This window comes from Brevibacillus brevis, assembly GCF_022026395.1.
GTDB lineage: Bacteria > Bacillota > Bacilli > Brevibacillales > Brevibacillaceae > Brevibacillus.
Window position 1 is genome coordinate 3,125,846 of sequence record NZ_CP041767.1, and the last position, 20,390, is coordinate 3,146,235.

Consider the following 20,390-nt stretch of genomic DNA (forward strand, 5'->3'; position numbering starts at 1 on the left):
AGAAATGGAACATTTTTGGCTAATCTGGTTGGTTAGTGTACTGTGCGCTCTATGCACGATACCTATTCAATCCAACACGATTCGCCAACATGTACAGTTGCAAGCCGCCATCTATTCTACTAACAAAGTCCCGCCTATTTCCGTCATGGTTGCGATTATGATCATGCAGAGTTGTGTCTTTCTGGCTTTGGCGACTGCGATAGGCTTGTGGCTCATGCCTTCTACTGGTCTTCGACTCTGGATTCTCGATTACTGGGTGTCCAGAGCGGAGCTGCCTTTTTCCATCTGGTCGTTTTGGACCATATCGATTGGTTCAGGTATCGCGGTAGGCCTTTTGGTAAAATGGGCAGATCGTTCTTTCTTTCAACAACACATGACCACATTAATGGGTAAAGAACCGATTTCATCACGGTTCTTCGGCTTTCTCTCGTCTTTTTACGGAGGGGTCTGCGAAGAAGTGCTCATGCGTCTAGGGGTTATGACTGTTGTCGTATTTTTGGTACAGAAGATGGGGTGGCTGGGAATTTCCTATTGGCTGGGCATCCTTGTTGCCGCCATTGTTTTCGCGGTATCCCATCTCCCATCCAATTACTTGACGTACGGAAAAGGTAACGTGGTCACTGTATGGACGTTGTTGCTAAACGGTATCATGGGCATCTTGTTTGGCTTCCTATATTGGCGCTACGGTTTAGAAGCTGCGATCATTAGTCATTTTAGCGCTGACATCGTGCTGCATGTGATCTTTAAAAATAAAAGCAGAAAGTAGGAGAAGCGAATGATCGTTGTAACAACAGAAAACATTCCAGGATATCGTGTCGTTGAAGTGAAAGGAACAACATTCGGCTTAATCGTTCGAGCACGCGGAATTGGGGGAGACATCATGGCAGGTCTTCGTTCAGTAGTTGGCGGAGAAATCAAGGAATACACGGTGCTCCTGGAGGACGCGCGCAAGCAAGCACTTGACCGCATGATAAAAAACGCAACTGCCATGGGAGCTAACGCTGTGGTCATGTGTCGTTACGACTCTGGAAATATGGGAAATATGGGGGAAGTTGTCGCATACGGTACAGCAGTTGTCATTGAAAAGGTGTAAGGAATGATTTATTTCATTTCCTACATCGTTTTTCAGATCTTGCTTTTCATCACCTTGCTCATCATTTCGAAATTCAAGGACAAGCGACTGCACCAAGACCACGGAGAAGTCGTCCCGCCCGGATTTGAGCCGACGAATGAAGTGACGATCGATCCAGTAAGTCAGGAAAAGCGTCGTGTATACTTCAATCCGAAGACCGGGGATCGGTATTACAAAGTTGAAAAATAAGCGGTGAGGATGACTTCCAGCTCTAGTAGAAACGGGCCAAATCTTGTTAGACGACAAGATTTGGCTTTTGTTGTGCACCCAGTATGGACGATAGCTCGAATGTCGATTTGACGCTGTGCCATATTGTGACGACCCCAAAGTCATGATAACATTCTAAAAAATATCTTTTGGAGAGATAGAGGGACGAGAGGTCATAAGCATGACGAAAACGATACTGATTGTAGAAGACCAGCAGGTTTTGCGAGAGATTATGAAGGAATACTTGATGGACGAAGGATACGAAGTGTTGGAAGCGGGCGATGGAACTCAAGCGCTGACGTTATTTCAGGAGCATGAAGTACATTTGATCATTCTGGACGTTATGCTGCCGGAATTGGACGGGTGGTCAGTATGCAGACGCATTCGCAAAGTTTCCAACGTCCCCATTCTGATGTTAACAGCTCGTTCGGATGAGGATGACACGTTGCTTGGATTTGAGCTCGGGGCAGACGATTATGTGGTGAAACCGTGCAGTCCACCCATTCTGCTGGCACGCTCCAAACGGTTGCTGGAAAACCGGCAAATGCAAGAACCTGGGGATATGTTGTCCGGCGGCGGGATTACGATTCACTTGCCGTCCCGAACGGTTTCGATTGAGGGAAAGAACTACAGCCTAACGCACACGGAATTCGAAATTTTAGCCTACTTGATGAAAAACAAGGGCATCATCCTCAGCAGAGAACAGCTCATTACAAAAATCTGGGGTTACGACTTTGTCGGCGAGGATCGCACACTCAGCAGCCATGTTCGGAATTTGCGTTCCAAGCTGGGAGAGCAGGCGAAGCATATTGTCACTGTTGTTCGTTCCGGTTATAAATTCGAGGACCGGCCATGAGAACGAGCATTGTACGCAAGCTGTTTCTGCTCACGACCGGATTATGCCTGTCTGTGATCGCGAGCATTTTTATCGGACAAACCGTATTTTTCGAGCAGTATTATGTTCATCAAAAGGTAGAAAAGGTGAAAGAAGCCCTTCAATCCTATCGGCAAAACGAGTTGACTCATGACGGGGCTTCCCAGGATGAGGTCAGGAAGGAACAGGAGTTTTATCAAAAGACGAATGCCTGGTTTGCTCGATTGGATGACAGAGGCCAGTTGAAATACACGGACGATTTCCAGATGGAGGTCCGTTTGGATAACTCGGACGCCGCTCCAGCTCTCTCTCGCAAGTCGATTGTCGTTCCGTTGTACACGGTCATGGATGTGGAGGATGTAAGCTCCGATAACCCCTTCTTAGATACTTATGTGAAAGCGGGACAACAGATTGCCATGGAAGGGATCATGTTCGATAATCAATGGTTTGCGCAACGGATCGGGAGGAGTGTCTCCAATCTCAGAGAGGAAGATCAACTGGAGAATCAGCAACTCGTCAAAAAAGAGTATGAGGTCGTCCCGAGATTCAAGAGTGGCACCGAATACCATGAGCGTTATCCCAGCGTTTTGTTTCGTGGAACCATCACGCAGGTCCGAACACCGCAAGGCGCGGATGTATCCCGCTATATGAACCGCTTATTTCTTGAACGGGTGAAAGCTTTTCAAGCGGATCTTCTATACGGAGATGTTGTGGAGCAAACAAGCACCATAACGGACTACCAAGAGAACAATATCGATTACAAAATATTCGTTGAGCGCGTGACCGATCAAACAGGGAAACCCGCCTATCTGTTTGCCATGACATCACTGCAGCCCGTAAACGAAGCTGCAGGGGTGATGAGAAGTTATTATGGCTACATCATTGCAGGTACCTTGCTGCTCATTCTGCTCGCCTCCTTCTATTATTCCCGCAGAATAGCAGCTCCTTTGCTCCGAATGGACGACATGACGCAAAAAATGGCCAAGCTGGACTTCTCTGAAAAAATTCCGATCAAAACGGAGGATGAGATCGGCAGCTTGTCACGGAATATTAATCGGCTTTCGGATATGCTGCATGCCCATATTGTCCGTCTGGAGCAGGATATTGAGAAAGAAAAGCGGCTGGAGCAAACGCGCAAGGAATTTATAGCTGGCGTGTCGCATGAGCTGAAAACTCCGCTCAGCATTATGGAAAGCTGCCTGTACATTTTGAAGGATAAGGCAGATAGCCCGAAGCGAGATTACTATTTTGCTGCGATGGAAGATGAAGTGAAGAAGATGAACATGCTGGTTGCGGATATGCTGGAATTGGCAAAATATGAATCCGGTACGTATAGAATGCAGATGGATTCGTTCCGGATTGATGGGCTACTCGAGCAAATCTGCGTAAGGTTGATACCGGACCTCGCCAGCAAGCAGTTACAATTGCACCACCGTTTAATCCCAGTCGAGGTTATCGCCAATCAGCATCGAATCGAGCAGGTGATCGTGAATTTCCTGACAAACGCCATTCGCTACACACCGGAAAAAGAGGAAATTGTCATCTCGACGGTTGAAGGGGAGGATACTGTCAAGATTTGCATCGAAAACAAAGGCGTCCAGATTCCGAGCGAGCAGTTGGAGAAGATATGGGATCGTTTCTACCGAGTCGAGCATTCCCGCAACCGTTTGACGGGAGGAACCGGATTGGGCCTGGCGATCTCCAAACAGATACTAGAACTTCATGGGGCGCTCTATGGGGCAATGAACACGAAGGAAGGCGTCTTGTTCTATTTTGAATTGAAGAAAACGAAAGTGTAGAACCTCGGTTCTGCACTTTTTTTATTGCATTTCTACCTAATCTGCACACGATCTGCATCTGATCTTGATCTTTGACGATTACTCTTTACCTTGTTCAAGAAGAAAGGGGAAAGATGAAAGTGCAAAGGAAAATGATGAGTATTACACTGTTCGCCATGGTCGCCTTATCGGTTGCGGCGTGTGGCAGCAATGGACAACCACCCGCTCCCGAGATGACCAGGCAGGTCGAGGACATCTCCACTGCGAAGCAAACCTCATATGCATCACTGTATCAGAAAAGCGTTTTTCTAGGAGATTCGATTACGGAGGGATTGTCTTACCATGATGTGCTGAAAGAGGAGAACGTGCTGGCCGGTGCGGGGAAAACGGCTGAATTCGCGCTGGAAGATGTGGACGAATTGGTCAAGCGAAAGCCCGAGCATATTTTTATCCAGCTGGGTTCGGACGACATTTTATGGCCGACCGACCATCCCAAGGAATATTCGTTGTCGTACTACGCCCAATTGATCGGTCGCATCAAAGAAAGGCTTCCTGAGGCGTCCATCACGATATTATCCGTTACCCCTGTTACCGAAAAGGCAGAAAAAGCGGAGCCCCGCTATCAAAATATCGACGACTACAATAAGGGACTGAAGGAGCTGGCAAGCAAGGTACAAGTCGGATACATCGATGTGTCATCAATTGTGGACGATCTTCCTGAGATGTACGATGCGGACGGCATTCATTTCAAAGCCGAGTTCTATCCGATCCTGCTCGATTACATAAAAGATGAACTGGGTCGTAAGAAGAGCGCAAAATAACGGCTCGGGAGGAAACGAACGTTGGTATTCAGCAGTCTGATTTTCCTGTTTCAATTTTTGCCCGCCGTACTGCTCGTTTATTATGGGTCGCCTAAAAATTTAAGAAATGCTGTTCTGTTCGCAGCGAGCCTCATCTTTTATGCATGGGGTGAACCGATATATATCATCATCATGATTTTTACAACCGTATTTGATTATATCAACGGGCTTGTGATCGACAAGTACAGTCACCGCAAGCCGATCGCCAGAGCAGTGTTGTTCGGCTCCATCTGCGGCAGTTTGGCGATTCTCGGTTTCTTTAAATATGCCGGGTTTGTCGTTTCGAATGTGAATGATCTATTCGGTTTGCATATACAGGTGGCTGATCTGCCACTACCCGTCGGTATTTCTTTTTATACGTTCCAAACGATGTCCTATGTAGTGGATGTATACATGGGAAAAGTGCCAGCACAACGAAATTTTGTCGCTTTCGGCACGTACGTCACGATGTTTCCCCAACTGGTCGCAGGTCCTATCGTTACATATGGAGATATCGCGGAGCAACTGGTCTCTCGTAAAGTGACGTTGGAGCGGTTCGGAGAAGGAGCGGAATGGTTCATCCGGGGATTGGCCAAAAAAGTGCTACTCGCCAACAATATCGGACTCTTATGGACCAATGTGAAGTCGACGCCGATGGAAGACTTGACTGTCCTGTCCGCGTGGCTCGGCATCCTGGCGTTTACGTTTCAAATTTACTTCGACTTCAGCGGGTATTCGGATATGGCGCGCGGACTCGGCAAAATGTTCGGTTTCGAATTTCCAGAAAACTTCAAGTATCCCTATATTTCACGAAGCGTTACAGAATTTTGGCGCAGATGGCATATTTCCCTCGGTTCCTGGTTCCGGGAGTATGTCTATATTCCGCTCGGCGGTAATCGGATGGGCTTGGGCAAGCAGTTCCGTAACCTCTTGATCGTATGGTTCTTAACTGGTCTGTGGCATGGGGCTAGCTGGAACTTTATCGTCTGGGGCTTGTATTTCGGCTGTTTCGTTGCGCTTGAGAAGCTGTTTTTACTGACATGGCTGAAGCGTTGGCCAAACTGGGCGGGACATCTCTATACGTTGCTGATTATCGTTGTCGGGTGGGTCCTTTTTGAATTCGAACAGTTACCTTCCGCGTGGATGTTCATCCGTACGATGTTTGGTTTCGGGTCGCACGAATGGGTGGATCGTCAGGCGCTCTACGACTTGACGACGTATGGGGGATTGCTCGTTCTGTTGGCCTTATGCGCGACACCGCTGCCCCGGAAAGGATTGGAGCAAATGAAAGCCCGATGGAATTCAGTTGGCATGATCGCTGCTTTGACATTTTCTATCATCAGTTTGGTTTTGTCGTCTGCTTATTTGGTCTTTGAGGATTACAATCCATTCTTATATTTTCGGTTTTGAGGGGAGGGAGTTGTCTTGAACAGCTCTGACAAACAAACACGAGCCGTGACGGGCTTGATGTTCTTGCTGTTTATCCTCATAGTGGCTGTTTTGAACATACTGACCCCTGATCAGGCATTCTCGGAATCGGAAAACAGGGTGCTCGAAAAGAGGCCGCCATTTTCGCTGCGATCACTGCTGGCGGGGAAGTTCACTTCTGATTACGAGACCTATATCACCGATCAATTTGCTTTCCGGGACGTTTGGATCGGGCTAAAAACGGATGCAGATCGTGTTATGGGCAAAAAGGACAGCAATGGTGTTTATCTGGGCAAGGATGGGTACCTGATTCAACATTTCTCATCGCCACTAGACACCGAGGTGAATGACAGAGTTCAGGCCATCCAGTCGATTCACCAGACAACGCCCGACCTTCGTAAGTACATCATGCTGGTACCGACCGCCGCGGCTTTGCTTCGGGATAAACTCCCCGACTACGCACCAATGGGTGACGAACATGCTGCGCTGAATCGAGTACGGCAATTGCTTCCACCTGATATTCGCTTCGTTGATATCTATCCCGCGCTGTATGCCGGACGTGAAGATAACATTTTTTATAAAACGGATCATCATTGGACGAGCAAAGGCGCTTATGATGCTTACCGGGTGTTGTGCAAACAGATGGGGTTTGTTCCGAAAGACGAAGCTGCGTTCAACATTCTGCAGGTGACGGATGCATTCTACGGATCGCTCTATTCGAAAAGCGGCTTTCGTCATCTGCAGCCTGATCTCATCGATCTTTATCTGCCGAAAGAGGCAAGCAAAAAGAAGGTGGAGTACGTGGACGAAGGCCGTACTGAGGATTCCTTGTACCAGATGGACAACCTGTCCAAAAAGGATAAGTATGCCGTATTCCTGAACGGCAATCATGCATTGGTCCGAATTACAACCGACCATCCTGACGGGAAAAAGCTGCTGATCGTGAAAGATTCGTACGCCAATAGCCTGATACCTTTTTTGGCCGAACACTTCGCAGAGATTGATGTCGTTGACCTTCGATATTATGAGGAATCCGTAGGAAAGCTCATACAAGATCGGCAGTTTCATGACATGCTATTCCTTTACAACGTCCAAACGTTTTTTGAAGACACCTCTATTCTGAACATCATGGAGTGAATAAAATGAAGCGATTTTTGTCTGTACTGCTTATGGTTGCTATCGGAATGGGAATGTTGGCCGGATGCTCCAGTGACGGCGGGACTTCTGAAGAACTATCGGCTGCAAAAGTGGGAGAAAGAATGCAACAAACTGTAAGTTTTCAGGATATGAAGCAAGGGGATCTGGAGAAACTTCAAAAGCTGTATCACATCGACGCAGAAAAAGTGGAGGATTTTATCCTCTTTACGGCCTCATCCAATGTGAAAGCAGAGGAACTGGCTATCATTAAAGTCAAAGATGCGAGCGACACCGAAAATGTAACAGAGAAAATCCAGCAACGGATCGAGGCCCAAACAATCAAATTAAAAGACTATCGCCCAGAGGAGTATTTTCTCATCGAAAAGCATGTTTTGAAGACGAAAGGGCCGTTTGTTTTATTCGCGGTGTCAAAAGAGGTGGATCAAATAGAATCTGTGTTTGACGAAGCGATGAAGTAAATGTCTGATCTATAAAAAGAAAAAGCGGTGGTTTAAGACCTTGGAAATAAAGTCTTAGACTACCGCTAGTGTTATGCTTATTATTCAAATTAACGTTCTCCGTTAGCTTTCAAATTATAAAAGAAAATAATTCATCAATCTTAGCGATTTACAGATGGCGGCTGATATTTATATGATTGCCGCCTTTCGACATTTTTACTGTTACCTCAGGCTCTGTTCTCTATCGAAATCGTCTCGCATCCGTTGAATAATGCAAAATTTTGAAAACAAATGTTCAAAGCTGTTCGCAATTGCTTTGTTGGCTTTATGTCGTTCTCGTACCAGATGTTTTTAACAACAAGCGTCTTGGCTCTTCGTTCCACGATTACCTCGGCTCGTCCGATGAAGCTCTCTCCATACAATAGAGGCAGCACATAATAGCCGAATTTCCGTTTGTTTGCAGGCGTGTAAATCTCCCAAGTATAATCGAAGCCAAACAATTTGTTGATCAGCTTTCTGTCCCATATCAAATTGTCCAGCGGAGCAATCAGCTCGCAGCGTAATTTCGGTGCCGGATTTTGCAGGACAGTTTCAATAAGCGGCAAATCCTCCGTGCGACAGTATAGCATATCCTTCATTTGTTCTACGGCAACAGCAACAATGCGATCTTCGTGTAACAGTTGGCGGAAAACCTCGTTGCGCTGCTCCGCTTTCAATCCCCATATATTCAGCCAGGCATCGGATGCGCGGTTCCATAAAAGGCCAACAGCACCGATTCGACGCAGTACCCGCCACTTGTGATGCTCAAGCTCGTCCTCCAGTGGCTCCGGCGAATTCAGCAGGTTTGGCGGTATGTACTTCCCAGCCATATCGTAATATTTACGCGTTCCTTTTTTATGATGGATAATCAACTCACCTGTCGAGTACATCTGCTCTAGCACCGATCGCGATGTATTGTTTCCGCTGCTCCAGTGGATCGCCGATTGCCAAGTGAAATCTCCATCCAATTTCAGTTCATCCGAACTTATCGTACCGTGATTTTGAATATGAGTCCGTACTTGCGCTGTCAAAACCTCCATTTGGGGATAGCGCTTGGCATGTTGTCGGGCGGCTTGCCTGTATCGCTCAAAATACGGCCAGTCCTCGATCGGAATAATAGCCAGATTCTTGTCAGGATAATCGATCAGGAGTCTATCTTGATACAGCAACTCGTCGAGCATATTCTTGGTAAATCCTTTGATTCGCGACTGCAGAACCAGTTCGGCGTTTTTTCCGCAAACATCGATGGGATCATATTGAATACAACCGACCTGCCGCACAAAATCCATTACGCCTTGCTTTCCGGTAAATTGATATTCGCCCAACAGCCCGTGCTTCATTAACAGAAATTGCCGTGCTTGGCGGTTCGTCAATTGGATCATGTATGCGTCGACTCCTTAACCAAACAAACGGGAGCAGCTTGCACATGCTGATGGATGGCGAAGTTGCTTATCACAATAAAGTTACGATTTGCTTCTTGCCATAATGGCGGTACCCATTGGGGAGCTTCAGGAGCAAACCCCTTTCCTAATTTTCCAATAATCGAAAATTGCTCTTTTTCAACGATGTCAACCACGCCTATTCCCCCTATCTGTAGGAAAATACACAAAATACGAACTGATGTTCCTGTGATATTTTACCATTGTCTGAAGCATAAAAACAAGAGCTATTGAAAAATAACTGCCCGCAAGTTAAATAACTGGCAGCCAATCTAACCCTTTATTTTTACGGAACAGTAAAAATCCATTGGCATGGAATGCGAATGAGTGTAGTTGCAGAGTGACCCACAGGGGGGGCCTTCTCTATCATCGTTATATTCGAATCGAGCCACCGAGCTCCAGTTAGCCAAGGTGGACAACCACGAGCAGGTAACGCGGGTCTTTTTCTATGAAATGTACGAACAGATTCCACGCCAGTCACCCACTAGAGCTGGTCTACATTTGGCTGCCTGGGAATAATTCGCCATCCTTGGTGTACATACCGCTAGACCCTCGCATCATTCCTTAATCAACTATTCTTCTTCTCCATTATTATGTTTTAATAAGAAAAGAATTTGCAGTCGAGTAGCTATGGAAGAGGGATAACATGAAGCGTCTAACGATCGGCTTGTTTGCCCATGTGGATGCGGGCAAGACTACTTTCGCCGAACAGTTGCTATACCATACAAACAGTATCCGGTCGCGGGGCCGGGTGGATCATCAAGATGCCTTTTTGGATTGCCATGATATTGAGAGGAAAAGAGGCATTACCGTGTTCGCCGATCAGGCGGTTATGCACCATAAGGGCGACGTTTATTATTTGATCGACACACCTGGACACGTCGATTTTTCCTCCGAGATGGAGCGGGCGATCGGGGTCATGGATTACGCTATCGTCATTGTCAGTGCGGTAGAAGGTGTTCAGGGTCATACTGAGACAGTCTGGGAGTTGTTGCGCAAACATCGGATACCGACCTTTTTCTTCATCAATAAAACAGATCGGATCGGCGCGGATGCCAGCAGGACAGAAGAGGAGATACGCAGTCAGTTGACTGGGGATGTTTGTTGCATCAGAGACAATTTCGTCAACGGTATTGTCAGCGAAGGACTACGGGAAATGATGTCAGAGCGAAACGACTCACTGCTGGAAGCATTTTTAGAGGAAAGGGACGATCAAGAATTCTGGCTGGGCGCCTTACAAGAGATGATACGAGAAGGTCAGCTTTTCCCTTGTACCTACGGCTCGGCACTACAGGATGATGGCGTTGTAGAATTCCTGGATCAACTGTCCTCGTTGACAACTGCGTCTTATGACGAAACGGCTCCATTCGGGGGGCGCGTTTATAAAATTCGACACGCAGCAAACGGATTGAGACTAACTTTCGTCAAAGCGCTGAGTGGCAAGCTGAAGGTCCGGGAGTTGCTCAGCTATGAGAACGGTGGACTTCGGTACGAAGAGAAGATTACACAAATCTTATTGTTTACTGGTAGGAAATCACACTCGGTTGAACAAGTAGCTGCTGGCGATTTGTTCGCGGTTGTCGGCTTGTCCGAAGCCGAAGCTGGACAAGGGGTGGGGGTCTACTCAGACAAGTTTACTTATGAGACTGAACCGACACTACAGTCGAAAGTACTATTTGACAATTCGCTTCATGTGCAGCAAGTCCTCGGTGCGTTTCGCATTCTGAATGCGGAGGACCCGTCTTTGAATGTGGTTTGGGAAGAGAGTTTGCAAGAGATTCACATTCGCGTTATGGGTCTGATCCAATTAGAAGTGCTGGAGCAGGTTGTGAAGGAGCGCTTCGGTTTTGTTGTCTCTTTCGGTCAACCGGAAATCCTGTACAAAGAAACGATACAGTCTGCCGTGACGGGATATGGGCACTTCGAGCCACTCCGGCATTACGCGGAAGTACATCTCATGCTTGAACCGGGAGAGCGAGGCAGCGGCATCCGCTTCACTAGCGTATGTCATCCTGATGAACTGAGTTTTAACTACCAGAATTTAGTTCGGTCTCATCTCTATGAACGGGAGCATCATGGGCTATTGACAGGCATGCCGGTCATCGACATGAAAATTACGCTCCTAAGAGGCCGAGCGCATAACGAACATACGCATGGGGGCGACTTTCGTGAGGCCACCTTCCGCGCACTGCGGCAGGGGCTGGAAAAAGCGGAGAATATGCTGTTAGAACCCTACTACGACTTCAAAATAAAGGTGGGAGTGAACGAGATGGGGAGGGTACTTTCGGATGTTCAGCGCGCCTCAGGTTCGTTCGAGCCACCACAGATGTCGGATACGCATGCGGTCATTACGGGTAGGGTACCCGTAGCAACATTTATGAATTACAGCACCGAATTCGCTTCTTTCACGCATGGACGAGGCAGCATCCGCTGTGTATTTGGCGGATACGATCGCTGCCATAACGCGGAGGAAGTGTTGGAAAGGATAAGCTATAAAAAGGATGCCGATCCTGTTTATACCTCCTCCTCGATCTTTTGCGCCAAAGGTGCTGGCTATTCGGTGCCGTGGGACGAGGCAGAAGCCAAGATGCATCTGCTCTGAGCAGAAATGAACAGGCTGTATTAATTTATTTGTAATGCAGAGGGCGAGCCTGATGAGGCTTCGCCCTATTTACATTGGATGCGAGAGTAAATCCCACGCAATCCCTCTACATCTACAACTCGAATGGCACTGCGCTCAGATAGTTCAATCAAGCCTTGCTGTCGCCATTTCTGCAAAGTCTTGTTCACCGTCATGCGAGACGTATCAATATAGCGGGCAAAAGACAACTGATCGATAGGAATAACATTATTTCCGTACACTGTTATTAGTTTGAGCAGACAATTAGCCATCGCAAGCTCAATGGGACTGTCAGTAAACGCGATGATTTCAGCGAGGAGACGGAGCTTATAGATTTGTGAATTGGTGAAGATCACTGCCGACTGGGGGTGATCTTGGCATATGCGCGATAAGACCTCGTCGGAGAAAAAGTGAATGACGCAAGGAGAAGTCGTTATGGCTGATGTCAGGTATGAGCCGTTGTAGGCGCCGTGCTCCCCAAACAACCCACCTGTGGGAATGTAATCGATAGTCCGCTCATGTCCGTTTTCAGATAACAGCGTAATCTTTACGCTCCCTTTGTCAAGATAATAAAATCCAGTTCCCACATTGCCTTGATGGTAGATCGTTGTGTGTTTTTCCATTTCGATCTTCTTGCCATACATGAGGTACGGGGTCCACTGATAGCGGAGACAGGCCATTGTGACCACCTTTCACATGATTTGCTTACACTGTGCGAGCAGTATTTGCCGTGAGTTGTGGAGGCTTCAACATATCTGGGCGTTTGACGACAAAGGATCGGTTTTTGATTTCAATGATGCCATTTTCCTTCCATGCCTTCAGGATCTTGTAGACAGTAATACGGGTGAGGCCAGCACATTCAGCCAGCTCTTGTTGAGTGAGGGGAACCTCGTGGTTTTTAAAGTCTTCACAAATGTTGAGCAGGAGACGAGCAATTTGCTCTTCCGAAGTTAGCGCTTTCAAGTTGATGGCGGTTAAAAGAATCCGCATTTTTTGATTGATTGTTTGGGTGAAAAGAGACAAGAGTTCAGGGCGTGCCTTCAACATTTCGAGGAATTGCAAACAGGAGAAATGGTAGACGACTGCATTCTTTACAGCAATAGCCGTAGTGAAATGAGGTTGTTGATCCATCGTTTGAAGTCCCATAATTTGACCAGGTACTACGATGTTCACCAGGCGATCTTTCCCCTTGAAGGTAGAGGTCACTATCTTCACCAAACCCTTATGAAGATAATAAAAACCTTCTCCCATCGTCTCTTGCTGATAGATAGCCGTTTTTCTTTTCACAAATTGGCGGGTACCGTATTCTAAAAGGGTTTCCCATTTCAAATCAGTTTCAAAAGGGGATACCATCATCGCCGCTCCTTTCCTTAACCATGATCTTGCCTCCTCTAAGCATCCACCCCAACCCATATTGAGTCTTAATTTTCTGAATTTACTACTCTTGATTATATGAAAATAAAAAGCTCCTTACCAATATTTCAACGTGAAAAGGATGTGCATTCGAAAGAAAAACAGAAATGATGTTAATTCGTTTACATACTCACTTGCCGATGAACCAGGTGAGCCATTCGACTTTCCCACTCCGTTTCTATTTTTCAGCCGTGATGTTAAGTGGGTTACATTTTTCAGAAGAGACAGACATTATAATGCGATTTAAGATCAAAAACGGCTCAACCAACAAAAATCTACAGGGAGGAATGGTAGTGGGAATCCGTACAGGTGACCAATACATTCGGGGCTTGAAATCACGGCAACCGGAGATTTGGCTGCAAGGCAGAAAGGTGACAAATGTATGTGAGGAAGCCGTTTTTCGACAGCCGATTCAGGAAATAGCCAAACTGTATGACATGCAGCATGACGAGAAATACCAGGAAAAGATTACCCATATTTGTCAGGAGACGGGTGAGCGTGTGAACAACGCCTTTCTCGTTGCAAAGACCCCTGAGGAATTGCAGGCGAAACGAGCCGTGTACGAAGCTTATGCGGAAGCCACTTTTGGCTTGATGGGAAGAACGCCGGATTTTCTCAATATCGTCTTGACGTCGCTATACAGCAATGCGTCTTTCTTGGAAAGGTACAATCCACAGTGGGCAGAAAATGTGAAAAATTATTACAAGTATGTTCGCGATCAAGACCTGTTTTTAACGCATGCGATTATCAATCCGCAAAATGACCGCAGCAAGTCCTCGCACGAACAAAACGATGTCTACACCCATTTGGGGGCAGTAGAGGAGACGCCGGAAGGACTGATTGTCAAAGGAGCGAAAATGCTTGCGACACTGGCGCCGATCACGGATGAAGTCATCATTTACTCGTTCCCCGGGTTCCAGCCAGGAGATGAGCGTTATGCCTTGGCATTTGCCATACCGATTAACACGCCAGGCTTGCGGATCATTTGTAGAGAGCCCATGCAGGATGGGATTCGTTCCGTTTATGACCATCCATTGGCATCTCGCTTCGAAGAAATGGATGCTGTTCTTGTCTTTCATGACGTACTCGTGCCTTGGGAGCGCTTATTTCTGTACAACAATGTAGAAGCAGCCAACCTGCTTTATCCAAAGACAGGTATCGGACAACAGCCGGCGCACCAGACAGGGGTGAGAGGACTGTTGAAGCTCCAATTTGCCACGGAAGTTGCCATGCGGCTGGCAGACTCCATCGGGGTAGACGTCTATCCGAATGTCCAAAACCATCTCGGGGAGCTAGCGCAATCGCTGGAATCGGTCAGAGCGCTGCTAAAGACAGCAGAGCTGGAGTACGAGACCTTGCCGTCGGGCGAGCTCATGCCGGGTTATGTACAGCTCGAAACCATTCGCGGACTGCTTCCGAAGCTGTACCCGCGGGCGATCGAAGTCATCCAAATTATTGGAGCAGGCGGATTGCTCATGTCCCCGACAGACAGTGATATGGTGCATCCCGAGTTGGCGGAGGATATGGAAAAGTTTTATGCGGGACGAAAGGGTATCTCCGGTACAGATCGGGTTCGCCTGTTTAAGCTCGCTTGGGACCTGTGCGGCGAAGCCTTTGGACAGCGTTTGCTGCAATACGAGCGGTACTATACCGGTGATCCGGTGCGTAAATTGGCGATTTTTTACAACAACTACAAGAAGTCTCATGCTTGCACGATGGTGGATGACGCGCTTAGCGTTTTTGCTGCCAAATCGGCATCGCAGACGGAGCAGGTTCTTTAAACAAGGTAAAACAGGGAGGGAATAGAGCATGGGTACATTGGCACCTATCCATTTGTGGAAGTTTATCGAGGATCACATCGATCAGCTCAAGCCACCTGTGAATAACAAGGTGATTTGGAAAGATGCAGAGCTTATGGTCATGGTAGTGGGAGGGCCGAACAAGCGGCGGGATTTTCACATTGATCCATCCGAGGAAGTCTTTTACCAGCTGAAGGGTGATTGCTTCGTAGAGATCATAAATCAGGATGGAAAGCGCGAGATCATTACGGTCAGAGAAGGGGAAATGTTCCTTCTTCCGGCGAATGTCCCGCATTCCCCACACCGGATCGCGGATACCATCGGCCTTGTGATTGAGCGCAACAGAAGTGAGGGAGAACTGGAGGACTTTGCTTGGTACTGTGATAACTGCGACCACGAAATGCATCGCGTACGGATTCAACTGACCAACATAGAGGTGCAGGTAAAAGAGGCGATCGAAGGCTTCAACAGTAATCTGGAGCTGCGTACATGCCAAAAATGCGGGCACGTCATGTCTCCGGAAGCGAGTGAGTGGAAATGCGAGTAGACTTCCATACCCACATCATTCCAGAGGATATTCCTAATCTGGCTGAACGATTTCATGGAGAGCGCTGGCCAGTTCTGCACCGCACTTGCACATGCGGGGCAACTATCATGGTCGGGGGAAAAGTATTTCGCGAAGTGACGGATCAGGTATGGGATCCCCAAAAACGGATTCATGACATGCAGCAAGAAGGCGTGGATATGCAGGTGTTGTCACCTATTCCGGTCACGTTTTCCTACTGGGCCCCGGCATCCGAAGCAGAAGTGATGGCGCGGATTCAAAACGATTTTATTGCAAAGACAGTCAACCAACATCCGAATCATTTCATCGGATTGGGGACAGTTCCCTTGCAGGACACCGAGGCAGCCATTCGGGAAATGGATCGCTGCATGCACGAGCTAGGCCTGAGAGGGATCGAAATCGGTACCAACGTAAATGGCAACAATCTGGACGACCCGGGAATGATTCCTTTTTTTGAAATGTGTCAGACATGGGATGTGCCACTCTTCGTCCATCCATGGGAGACACTGGGCAGAGAACGAATGCCGCGGCACAACTTAATGTACACCGTCGGGATGCCAAGTGAGACAGCGCTTGCCGCAGCAAGTCTTATCTTGGGAGGTGTGATCGAGAAGTTTCCGCGCCTGAAAATCTGCTTTGCCCATGGCGGCGGCTCTTTTCCTTATATTCTCCCCAGGCTGGACCAAGGCTGGAAGGTATGGCCGCATCTGCGTCTGACCGAACAACCGCCTAGTGTGTACGCGAAACAATTCTACTTTGATTCCTTGACATACGACCCACTGAACATTCCATACATGATGAAGCGCTTTGGCGAAGATAAGATCTTGATGGGCTCGGATTATCCCTTCCTGCTTCGTGAAACACCTCCCGGGGAAGTCATCGATCATACGTTGGAGCTGACTGACGGACAGAAGCGGGCGTTGCTGGGTGAAAACGCGCTTCGCTTCCTGAACATAAAGGAGATGAAAGCACTGTGAAGCATCAGACTGAAACACCGGAACAACGGCTACAGGCTATGGGCTTAGACCTGCCTGAACCGAGACAGCCTGCCGGTAATTATGTCGGTTGTGTCCAAGTGGGCAATCTCCTCTTTCTGGCAGGACAAGGGACAAATGAATATCGAGGGAAGCTGGGACAGGATGTCACGACAGAGGAAGGTTACATGGCTGCCAGGCAGTGTATGCTCAATCTGCTGGCTGTTGCCAAACATGAGCTAGCGGAGCTGAGGAGAATCAAACGAGTGGTCAAAATACTCGGATTCGTTAACAGCGACCCAGCTTTCATCGATCAGCCTACAGTCATGAATGGGGCATCCGATTTGTTGGTGGAGCTATTCGGCGAGAAAGGCAGGCATGGGCGATCCGCTGTAGGGATGGCCCAGCTCCCGCTAAATAACGCCGTAGAAGTAGAGATGATCTTGGAAATCGAGAATTAGGAGGATTCCCATGAGTCATACTGCCAAGGAAAACCCGGTAATAAAAGGCGCCAAGCTATTCATAGACGGAGCTTACGTGGACGCTGTTTCCGGTGAAACCTTTGATACGATCAATCCGGCGACAAATCTCAAGCTGGCTTCTGTGGCCAATGCAAGTGAACAGGATGTAAAAAGGGCGATTGACGTGGCGCAGCGTACGTTTGAGTCAGGCGTTTGGAGTGAGAGGTCCGTAGATGAGCGAGCCAAGATTCTCTGCAAAATGGCTGATCTGGTGATGGAGCGTGTGGACGAACTCGCTTTGGTGGAGACGCTTGATGTCGGCAAGCCGATCAAAGAAAGCCGGGGCTTCGATATTCCGAGAGCGGCAGCCAATTTGCGCTTCTTTGCCGAAATGGCTAAATACACGGTCCATGAGCATTATGAAATGCGCCATTTTATGTCCTACGCCAAATATGCTCCGGCAGGTGTCACAAGTCTGATCATTCCATGGAATTTGCCCTTTATGCAGATGACCTGGAAAGCATCGGCTGCTTTAGCGGCAGGAAATACCGTCGTGGTAAAGCCAGCTTCGTACACGCCTCTCTCGGCGGTGATGCTCGGTGAGATTGCCAATGAAGCGGGTTTGCCTGCTGGCGTGCTCAACATCATCACTGGTCCTGGCGGGACTGTCGGTACGGCAATGACGACGCATCCCCATGTGCGCCGGATCTCTTTTGTGGGAGAATCGAACACTGGAAAGATTGTCATGCAGAATGCCGCTTCGCACCTGATTCCGGTATCGCTCGAATTGGGAGGCAAATCAGCCAATATCGTGTTTGAGGATGCCGATCTTGATGAAGCGGTAAAAGGGTCGGTTGAAGCGATATTCCGCAACCAGGGCGAGATTTGTCTGGCGGGATCGCGTTTGTTGGTACAAGAAAGCGTATATGATCAGTTTCTGGACAAATTTTTGGCGGCTGTTCAAAGAATCAAGGTGGGAAATCCTCTGGAACCAGATACAGATATGGGGGCGTTGGTGTCCCGCAGTCACTTGGAAACGGTGGAGCACTACATCCAGATCGGACTGGAAGAAGGAGCCAAACTCGGTTACGGCGGAAAACGGATCAGCGGGCTGGGTGACGGCAATTTCCTGGAGCCAACCGTTCTCTATGATGTAGACAACAAAATGAGGGTGGCGCAGGAAGAGATTTTCGGTCCGGTCATCGTGATCATTCCATTTCGTTCAGAAGAGGACGCTATTCGGATCGCCAATGATTCGGCTTACGGCTTGGCAGGAGTCGTTTGGACCAACGATCTGCGGCGCGCGCATCGCGTGGCTGATCGGGTGAAGTCAGGTCTTTTATGGATCAATTGCTGGTATGTGCGTGATTTGCGAACTCCGTTTGGCGGTGCCAAGGACAGCGGGATTGGCCGCGAAGGCGGGCGTCACAGCTTCGAATTCTACTCCGAGGTCAAGACAGTCACCCTAAAATTATAGCGAGAAGAACAGCAAATCAGGGAGGGAGCCGTGTGGACATAGAAAAAATCACGCGATTCGCCGATCATTTAGCGGCGGCGAGTCGTGAAGGGGTGGGAGTATCGCCACTCACTTTACTGGATCCGCAAATCAGCGAAATAGAGGCATACCACGTTCAATTGAAGACGATTGAGCGAAAAGTCACAGCAGGCGCGAGGATTACAGGGAAGAAAATCGGCCTGACCTCTCGTGCCATGCAGACACTGCTTGGCGTGGAACAGCCAGACTATGGACATCTTTTGGACGACATGGTCGTGGAAAACAACGGAGAACTGCCTTTCGAGCATGTCCTTTCGCCAAAGGTTGAAGCAGAAATTGCTTTCCTGCTGAAGCGAGATTTGGAAGGGCCACATGTAACCACTTATGACGTCTTAATGGCAACGGAATATGTAGTGCCTGCTTTGGAAATCGTGGACAGCCGTATCGCCAACTGGCAAATCAAACTGGAAGACACCATTGCGGACAATGCATCCTCCGGCTTCTACGTGCTGGGTGGACATCCTATGAAACCGCAAGATCTGGATCTTCCTCTGGCAGGAATGGCATTTTATAAAAATCAAGAGCTGGTCAATACCGGTGTAGGTGCCGCCGCGTTAGGCAATCCTGCATCTTGTGTAGCATGGTTAGCGAACAAGCTGTACGAATTAGGGATAACACTCCAAGCGGGAGAAATCATCTTGTCCGGTGCGTTATCGGCAGCGGTCGAAGCGAAGCCTGGCGATGTATTTCATACACGGATTGCTGGACTTGGTTCTGTAGGAGTCAGGTTTAGTAAGTAAAAAACACGAAAGGAGTGCGTGTATGAAGAAAGTAAAGGTAGCCATACTGGGCTCGGGTAACATTGGGACAGACCTGATGATCAAGCTGGGAAGGTCGCCAGTTCTTGAACTGACGTCCATGATTGGAATCGATCCTGATTCGGATGGTCTGCGTAGAGCAAAGGCAGCTGGTTACTACGTATTTGACGGCGGATTACAACCGTTTTTGGAAAGCAGTGCGGATCTTGCGGATATCGTCTTTGACGCTACTTCTGCCCATGCGCATATTCGGCATGCGAAGGCGCTCCAGGAGGCTGGAAAGCTCGCCATCGATCTTACGCCTGCCGCTGTAGGGCCCTTTGTCGTACCATCTGTGAATCTCGGTGCACATTTGAATGAAAAAAACATCAATTTGATCACATGTGGCGGCCAGGCTACTATTCCGATTGTTCATGCGATAGGGAGTGTGAGTCCGGTCAGCTACGCAGAGATCGTGGCCACTATTTCCAGTAAAAGCGCTGGTCCTGGCACACGTTCCAACATCGACGAATTTACGGAGACGACCGCACATGGTATCGAAGCGATTGGCGGAGCGAAGAAAGGCAAGGCGATCATCATCCTGAATCCGGCAGAACCGCCGATCCTGATGAGGGATACTGTCTATGCAGTAGTGGAGGAAGGAGCGGACCGACAGGCGATCGTGAAGGCTATTCATCAGACCGTCTCCTATATTCAATCATACGTTCCTGGTTACCGCCTACGCTCAGAACCGATCTTTGATGAAAACAAAATCACCGTGTTTTTGGAAGTGGAAGGCGCGGGCGACTACCTCCCTACTTATTCAGGCAATCTGGATATCATGACGGCGACAGCGGTGAAGGTAGCAGAGGAATATGCCAAGCAAGCTATCGGCATCGGCACGAGTATATAGCCACGAATGAAAGGAGGAACCG

At 48.2% G+C, this 20,390-nt stretch carries 21 protein-coding genes; 17 read left to right on the top strand and 4 right to left on the bottom strand.

Annotated elements, in window-relative coordinates; translation table 11 throughout:
* Positions 1–4: 4 nt before the first annotated feature.
* From FO446_RS14900 to FO446_RS14940, 9 genes are all read left to right on the top strand, one after another.
* A complete protein-coding gene (locus FO446_RS14900) occupies positions 5–766 on the top strand; it encodes a CPBP family intramembrane glutamic endopeptidase (RefSeq protein ID WP_221868444.1) in 762 nt (253 codons plus the stop codon).
* Positions 767–775: 9 nt separating this feature from the next.
* Positions 776–1,093, top strand: coding sequence for a heavy metal-binding domain-containing protein (locus tag FO446_RS14905; protein ID WP_015891250.1), 318 nt, complete (start codon positions 776–778; stop codon positions 1,091–1,093).
* 3 nt (positions 1,094–1,096) lie between these two features.
* Positions 1,097–1,321 carry a hypothetical protein gene (locus FO446_RS14910; RefSeq protein ID WP_173607647.1) on the top strand — a complete coding sequence of 75 codons (225 nt, stop codon included), beginning with the start codon at positions 1,097–1,099 and terminating at the stop codon, positions 1,319–1,321.
* A 199-nt stretch (positions 1,322–1,520) separates the two neighbouring features.
* Entirely contained in the window at positions 1,521–2,195 is a 675-nt protein-coding gene (locus tag FO446_RS14915; RefSeq protein WP_173607648.1) for a response regulator transcription factor, read from the top strand.
* Positions 2,192–4,012 (top strand): sensor histidine kinase, encoded by a 1,821-nt coding sequence (locus FO446_RS14920; RefSeq protein ID WP_221868445.1) that lies wholly within the window; start codon positions 2,192–2,194, stop codon positions 4,010–4,012. Before FO446_RS14915 ends, FO446_RS14920 begins: the two co-directional genes overlap by 4 nt.
* Before the next feature lie 113 nt (positions 4,013–4,125).
* Positions 4,126–4,812, top strand: a complete 687-nt coding sequence (locus FO446_RS14925) for a GDSL-type esterase/lipase family protein (RefSeq protein WP_221868446.1) — start codon at positions 4,126–4,128, stop codon at positions 4,810–4,812.
* Positions 4,813–4,833: 21 nt separating this feature from the next.
* Complete coding sequence (locus FO446_RS14930; RefSeq protein ID WP_237898361.1) at positions 4,834–6,240, top strand: MBOAT family O-acyltransferase; 1,407 nt, start codon at positions 4,834–4,836, stop codon at positions 6,238–6,240.
* Positions 6,241–6,255: 15 nt separating this feature from the next.
* Positions 6,256–7,395: a DHHW family protein gene (locus tag FO446_RS14935; protein ID WP_237898369.1), complete on the top strand. Its 1,140-nt coding sequence runs from the start codon at positions 6,256–6,258 to the stop codon at positions 7,393–7,395.
* A gap of 5 nt (positions 7,396–7,400) precedes the next feature.
* Positions 7,401–7,874: a DUF4358 domain-containing protein gene (locus tag FO446_RS14940; RefSeq protein ID WP_173607653.1), complete on the top strand. Its 474-nt coding sequence runs from the start codon at positions 7,401–7,403 to the stop codon at positions 7,872–7,874.
* A 206-nt stretch (positions 7,875–8,080) separates the two neighbouring features.
* Here the strand turns inward: FO446_RS14940 and FO446_RS14945 are convergent, their stop codons facing one another.
* Together FO446_RS14945 and FO446_RS14950 are read right to left on the bottom strand one after the other, a co-directional pair.
* A complete protein-coding gene (locus FO446_RS14945) occupies positions 8,081–9,274 on the bottom strand; it encodes a winged helix-turn-helix domain-containing protein (RefSeq protein WP_237898371.1) in 1,194 nt (397 codons plus the stop codon).
* The gene (locus FO446_RS14950; protein ID WP_173607655.1) at positions 9,271–9,468 is read right to left on the bottom strand and encodes a hypothetical protein; all 198 of its coding nucleotides are present in this window, start codon (positions 9,466–9,468) and stop codon (positions 9,271–9,273) included. Before FO446_RS14950 ends, FO446_RS14945 begins: the two co-directional genes overlap by 4 nt.
* 509 nt (positions 9,469–9,977) lie before the next feature.
* Between FO446_RS14950 and FO446_RS14955 the strand changes: the two genes are divergently transcribed.
* Positions 9,978–11,933: an elongation factor G gene (locus FO446_RS14955; RefSeq protein WP_237898374.1), complete on the top strand. Its 1,956-nt coding sequence runs from the start codon at positions 9,978–9,980 to the stop codon at positions 11,931–11,933.
* Positions 11,934–11,998: 65 nt separating this feature from the next.
* On the opposite strand, the gene FO446_RS14960 is transcribed toward FO446_RS14955, so the two are convergent.
* Together FO446_RS14960 and FO446_RS14965 are read right to left on the bottom strand one after the other, a co-directional pair.
* A complete protein-coding gene (locus tag FO446_RS14960) occupies positions 11,999–12,631 on the bottom strand; it encodes a Crp/Fnr family transcriptional regulator (protein WP_330873218.1) in 633 nt (210 codons plus the stop codon).
* A 25-nt stretch (positions 12,632–12,656) separates the two neighbouring features.
* A complete protein-coding gene (locus FO446_RS14965) occupies positions 12,657–13,304 on the bottom strand; it encodes a Crp/Fnr family transcriptional regulator (RefSeq protein ID WP_173608350.1) in 648 nt (215 codons plus the stop codon).
* Between the two features lie 353 nt (positions 13,305–13,657).
* Here FO446_RS14965 and FO446_RS14970 point away from each other — a divergent pair, with 353 nt between their 5' ends.
* The 7 genes from FO446_RS14970 to FO446_RS15000 are packed head-to-tail and all read left to right on the top strand — an operon-like array spanning position 13,658 to position 20,368.
* Positions 13,658–15,145 carry a 4-hydroxyphenylacetate 3-hydroxylase family protein gene (locus FO446_RS14970; protein ID WP_232772911.1) on the top strand — a complete coding sequence of 496 codons (1,488 nt, stop codon included), beginning with the start codon at positions 13,658–13,660 and terminating at the stop codon, positions 15,143–15,145.
* 28 nt (positions 15,146–15,173) lie between these two features.
* Positions 15,174–15,710, top strand: a complete 537-nt coding sequence (locus FO446_RS14975) for a 3-hydroxyanthranilate 3,4-dioxygenase (RefSeq protein ID WP_173607659.1) — start codon at positions 15,174–15,176, stop codon at positions 15,708–15,710.
* Entirely contained in the window at positions 15,701–16,705 is a 1,005-nt protein-coding gene (locus FO446_RS14980; protein WP_221868644.1) for an amidohydrolase family protein, read from the top strand. The genes FO446_RS14975 and FO446_RS14980 overlap by 10 nt, the downstream gene beginning before the upstream one ends.
* Positions 16,702–17,163, top strand: a complete 462-nt coding sequence (locus FO446_RS14985) for a RidA family protein (protein ID WP_237898378.1) — start codon at positions 16,702–16,704, stop codon at positions 17,161–17,163. Before FO446_RS14980 ends, FO446_RS14985 begins: the two co-directional genes overlap by 4 nt.
* Before the next feature lie 10 nt (positions 17,164–17,173).
* The gene (locus FO446_RS14990) at positions 17,174–18,640 is read left to right on the top strand and encodes an aldehyde dehydrogenase (protein WP_173607661.1); all 1,467 of its coding nucleotides are present in this window, start codon (positions 17,174–17,176) and stop codon (positions 18,638–18,640) included.
* A gap of 32 nt (positions 18,641–18,672) precedes the next feature.
* Positions 18,673–19,458 (top strand): 2-keto-4-pentenoate hydratase, encoded by a 786-nt coding sequence (locus FO446_RS14995; protein ID WP_173607662.1) that lies wholly within the window; start codon positions 18,673–18,675, stop codon positions 19,456–19,458.
* Positions 19,459–19,480: 22 nt separating this feature from the next.
* Entirely contained in the window at positions 19,481–20,368 is an 888-nt protein-coding gene (locus FO446_RS15000; RefSeq protein WP_232772913.1) for an acetaldehyde dehydrogenase (acetylating), read from the top strand.
* The last annotated feature ends 22 nt before the right edge of the window (positions 20,369–20,390 follow it).

What these genes read in the sequence shown, in the direction of transcription:
- FO446_RS14900 (WP_221868444.1), top strand. Translation starts at nt 5, where the DNA reads ATGGAACATTTTTGGCTAATCTGGTTGGTTAGTGTACTGTGCGCTCTA.
- FO446_RS14905 (WP_015891250.1), top strand. Translation starts at nt 776, where the DNA reads ATGATCGTTGTAACAACAGAAAACATTCCAGGATATCGTGTCGTTGAA.
- FO446_RS14910 (WP_173607647.1), top strand. Translation starts at nt 1,097, where the DNA reads ATGATTTATTTCATTTCCTACATCGTTTTTCAGATCTTGCTTTTCATC.
- FO446_RS14915 (WP_173607648.1), top strand. Translation starts at nt 1,521, where the DNA reads ATGACGAAAACGATACTGATTGTAGAAGACCAGCAGGTTTTGCGAGAG.
- FO446_RS14920 (WP_221868445.1), top strand. Translation starts at nt 2,192, where the DNA reads ATGAGAACGAGCATTGTACGCAAGCTGTTTCTGCTCACGACCGGATTA.
- FO446_RS14925 (WP_221868446.1), top strand. Translation starts at nt 4,126, where the DNA reads ATGAAAGTGCAAAGGAAAATGATGAGTATTACACTGTTCGCCATGGTC.
- FO446_RS14940 (WP_173607653.1), top strand. Translation starts at nt 7,401, where the DNA reads ATGAAGCGATTTTTGTCTGTACTGCTTATGGTTGCTATCGGAATGGGA.
- FO446_RS14945 (WP_237898371.1), bottom strand. Translation starts at nt 9,274, where the DNA reads ATGATCCAATTGACGAACCGCCAAGCACGGCAATTTCTGTTAATGAAG.
- FO446_RS14955 (WP_237898374.1), top strand. Translation starts at nt 9,978, where the DNA reads ATGAAGCGTCTAACGATCGGCTTGTTTGCCCATGTGGATGCGGGCAAG.
- FO446_RS14960 (WP_330873218.1), bottom strand. Translation starts at nt 12,631, where the DNA reads ATGGCCTGTCTCCGCTATCAGTGGACCCCGTACCTCATGTATGGCAAG.
- FO446_RS14965 (WP_173608350.1), bottom strand. Translation starts at nt 13,304, where the DNA reads ATGGTATCCCCTTTTGAAACTGATTTGAAATGGGAAACCCTTTTAGAA.
- FO446_RS14975 (WP_173607659.1), top strand. Translation starts at nt 15,174, where the DNA reads ATGGGTACATTGGCACCTATCCATTTGTGGAAGTTTATCGAGGATCAC.
- FO446_RS14980 (WP_221868644.1), top strand. Translation starts at nt 15,701, where the DNA reads ATGCGAGTAGACTTCCATACCCACATCATTCCAGAGGATATTCCTAAT.
- FO446_RS14990 (WP_173607661.1), top strand. Translation starts at nt 17,174, where the DNA reads ATGAGTCATACTGCCAAGGAAAACCCGGTAATAAAAGGCGCCAAGCTA.
- FO446_RS15000 (WP_232772913.1), top strand. Translation starts at nt 19,481, where the DNA reads ATGAAGAAAGTAAAGGTAGCCATACTGGGCTCGGGTAACATTGGGACA.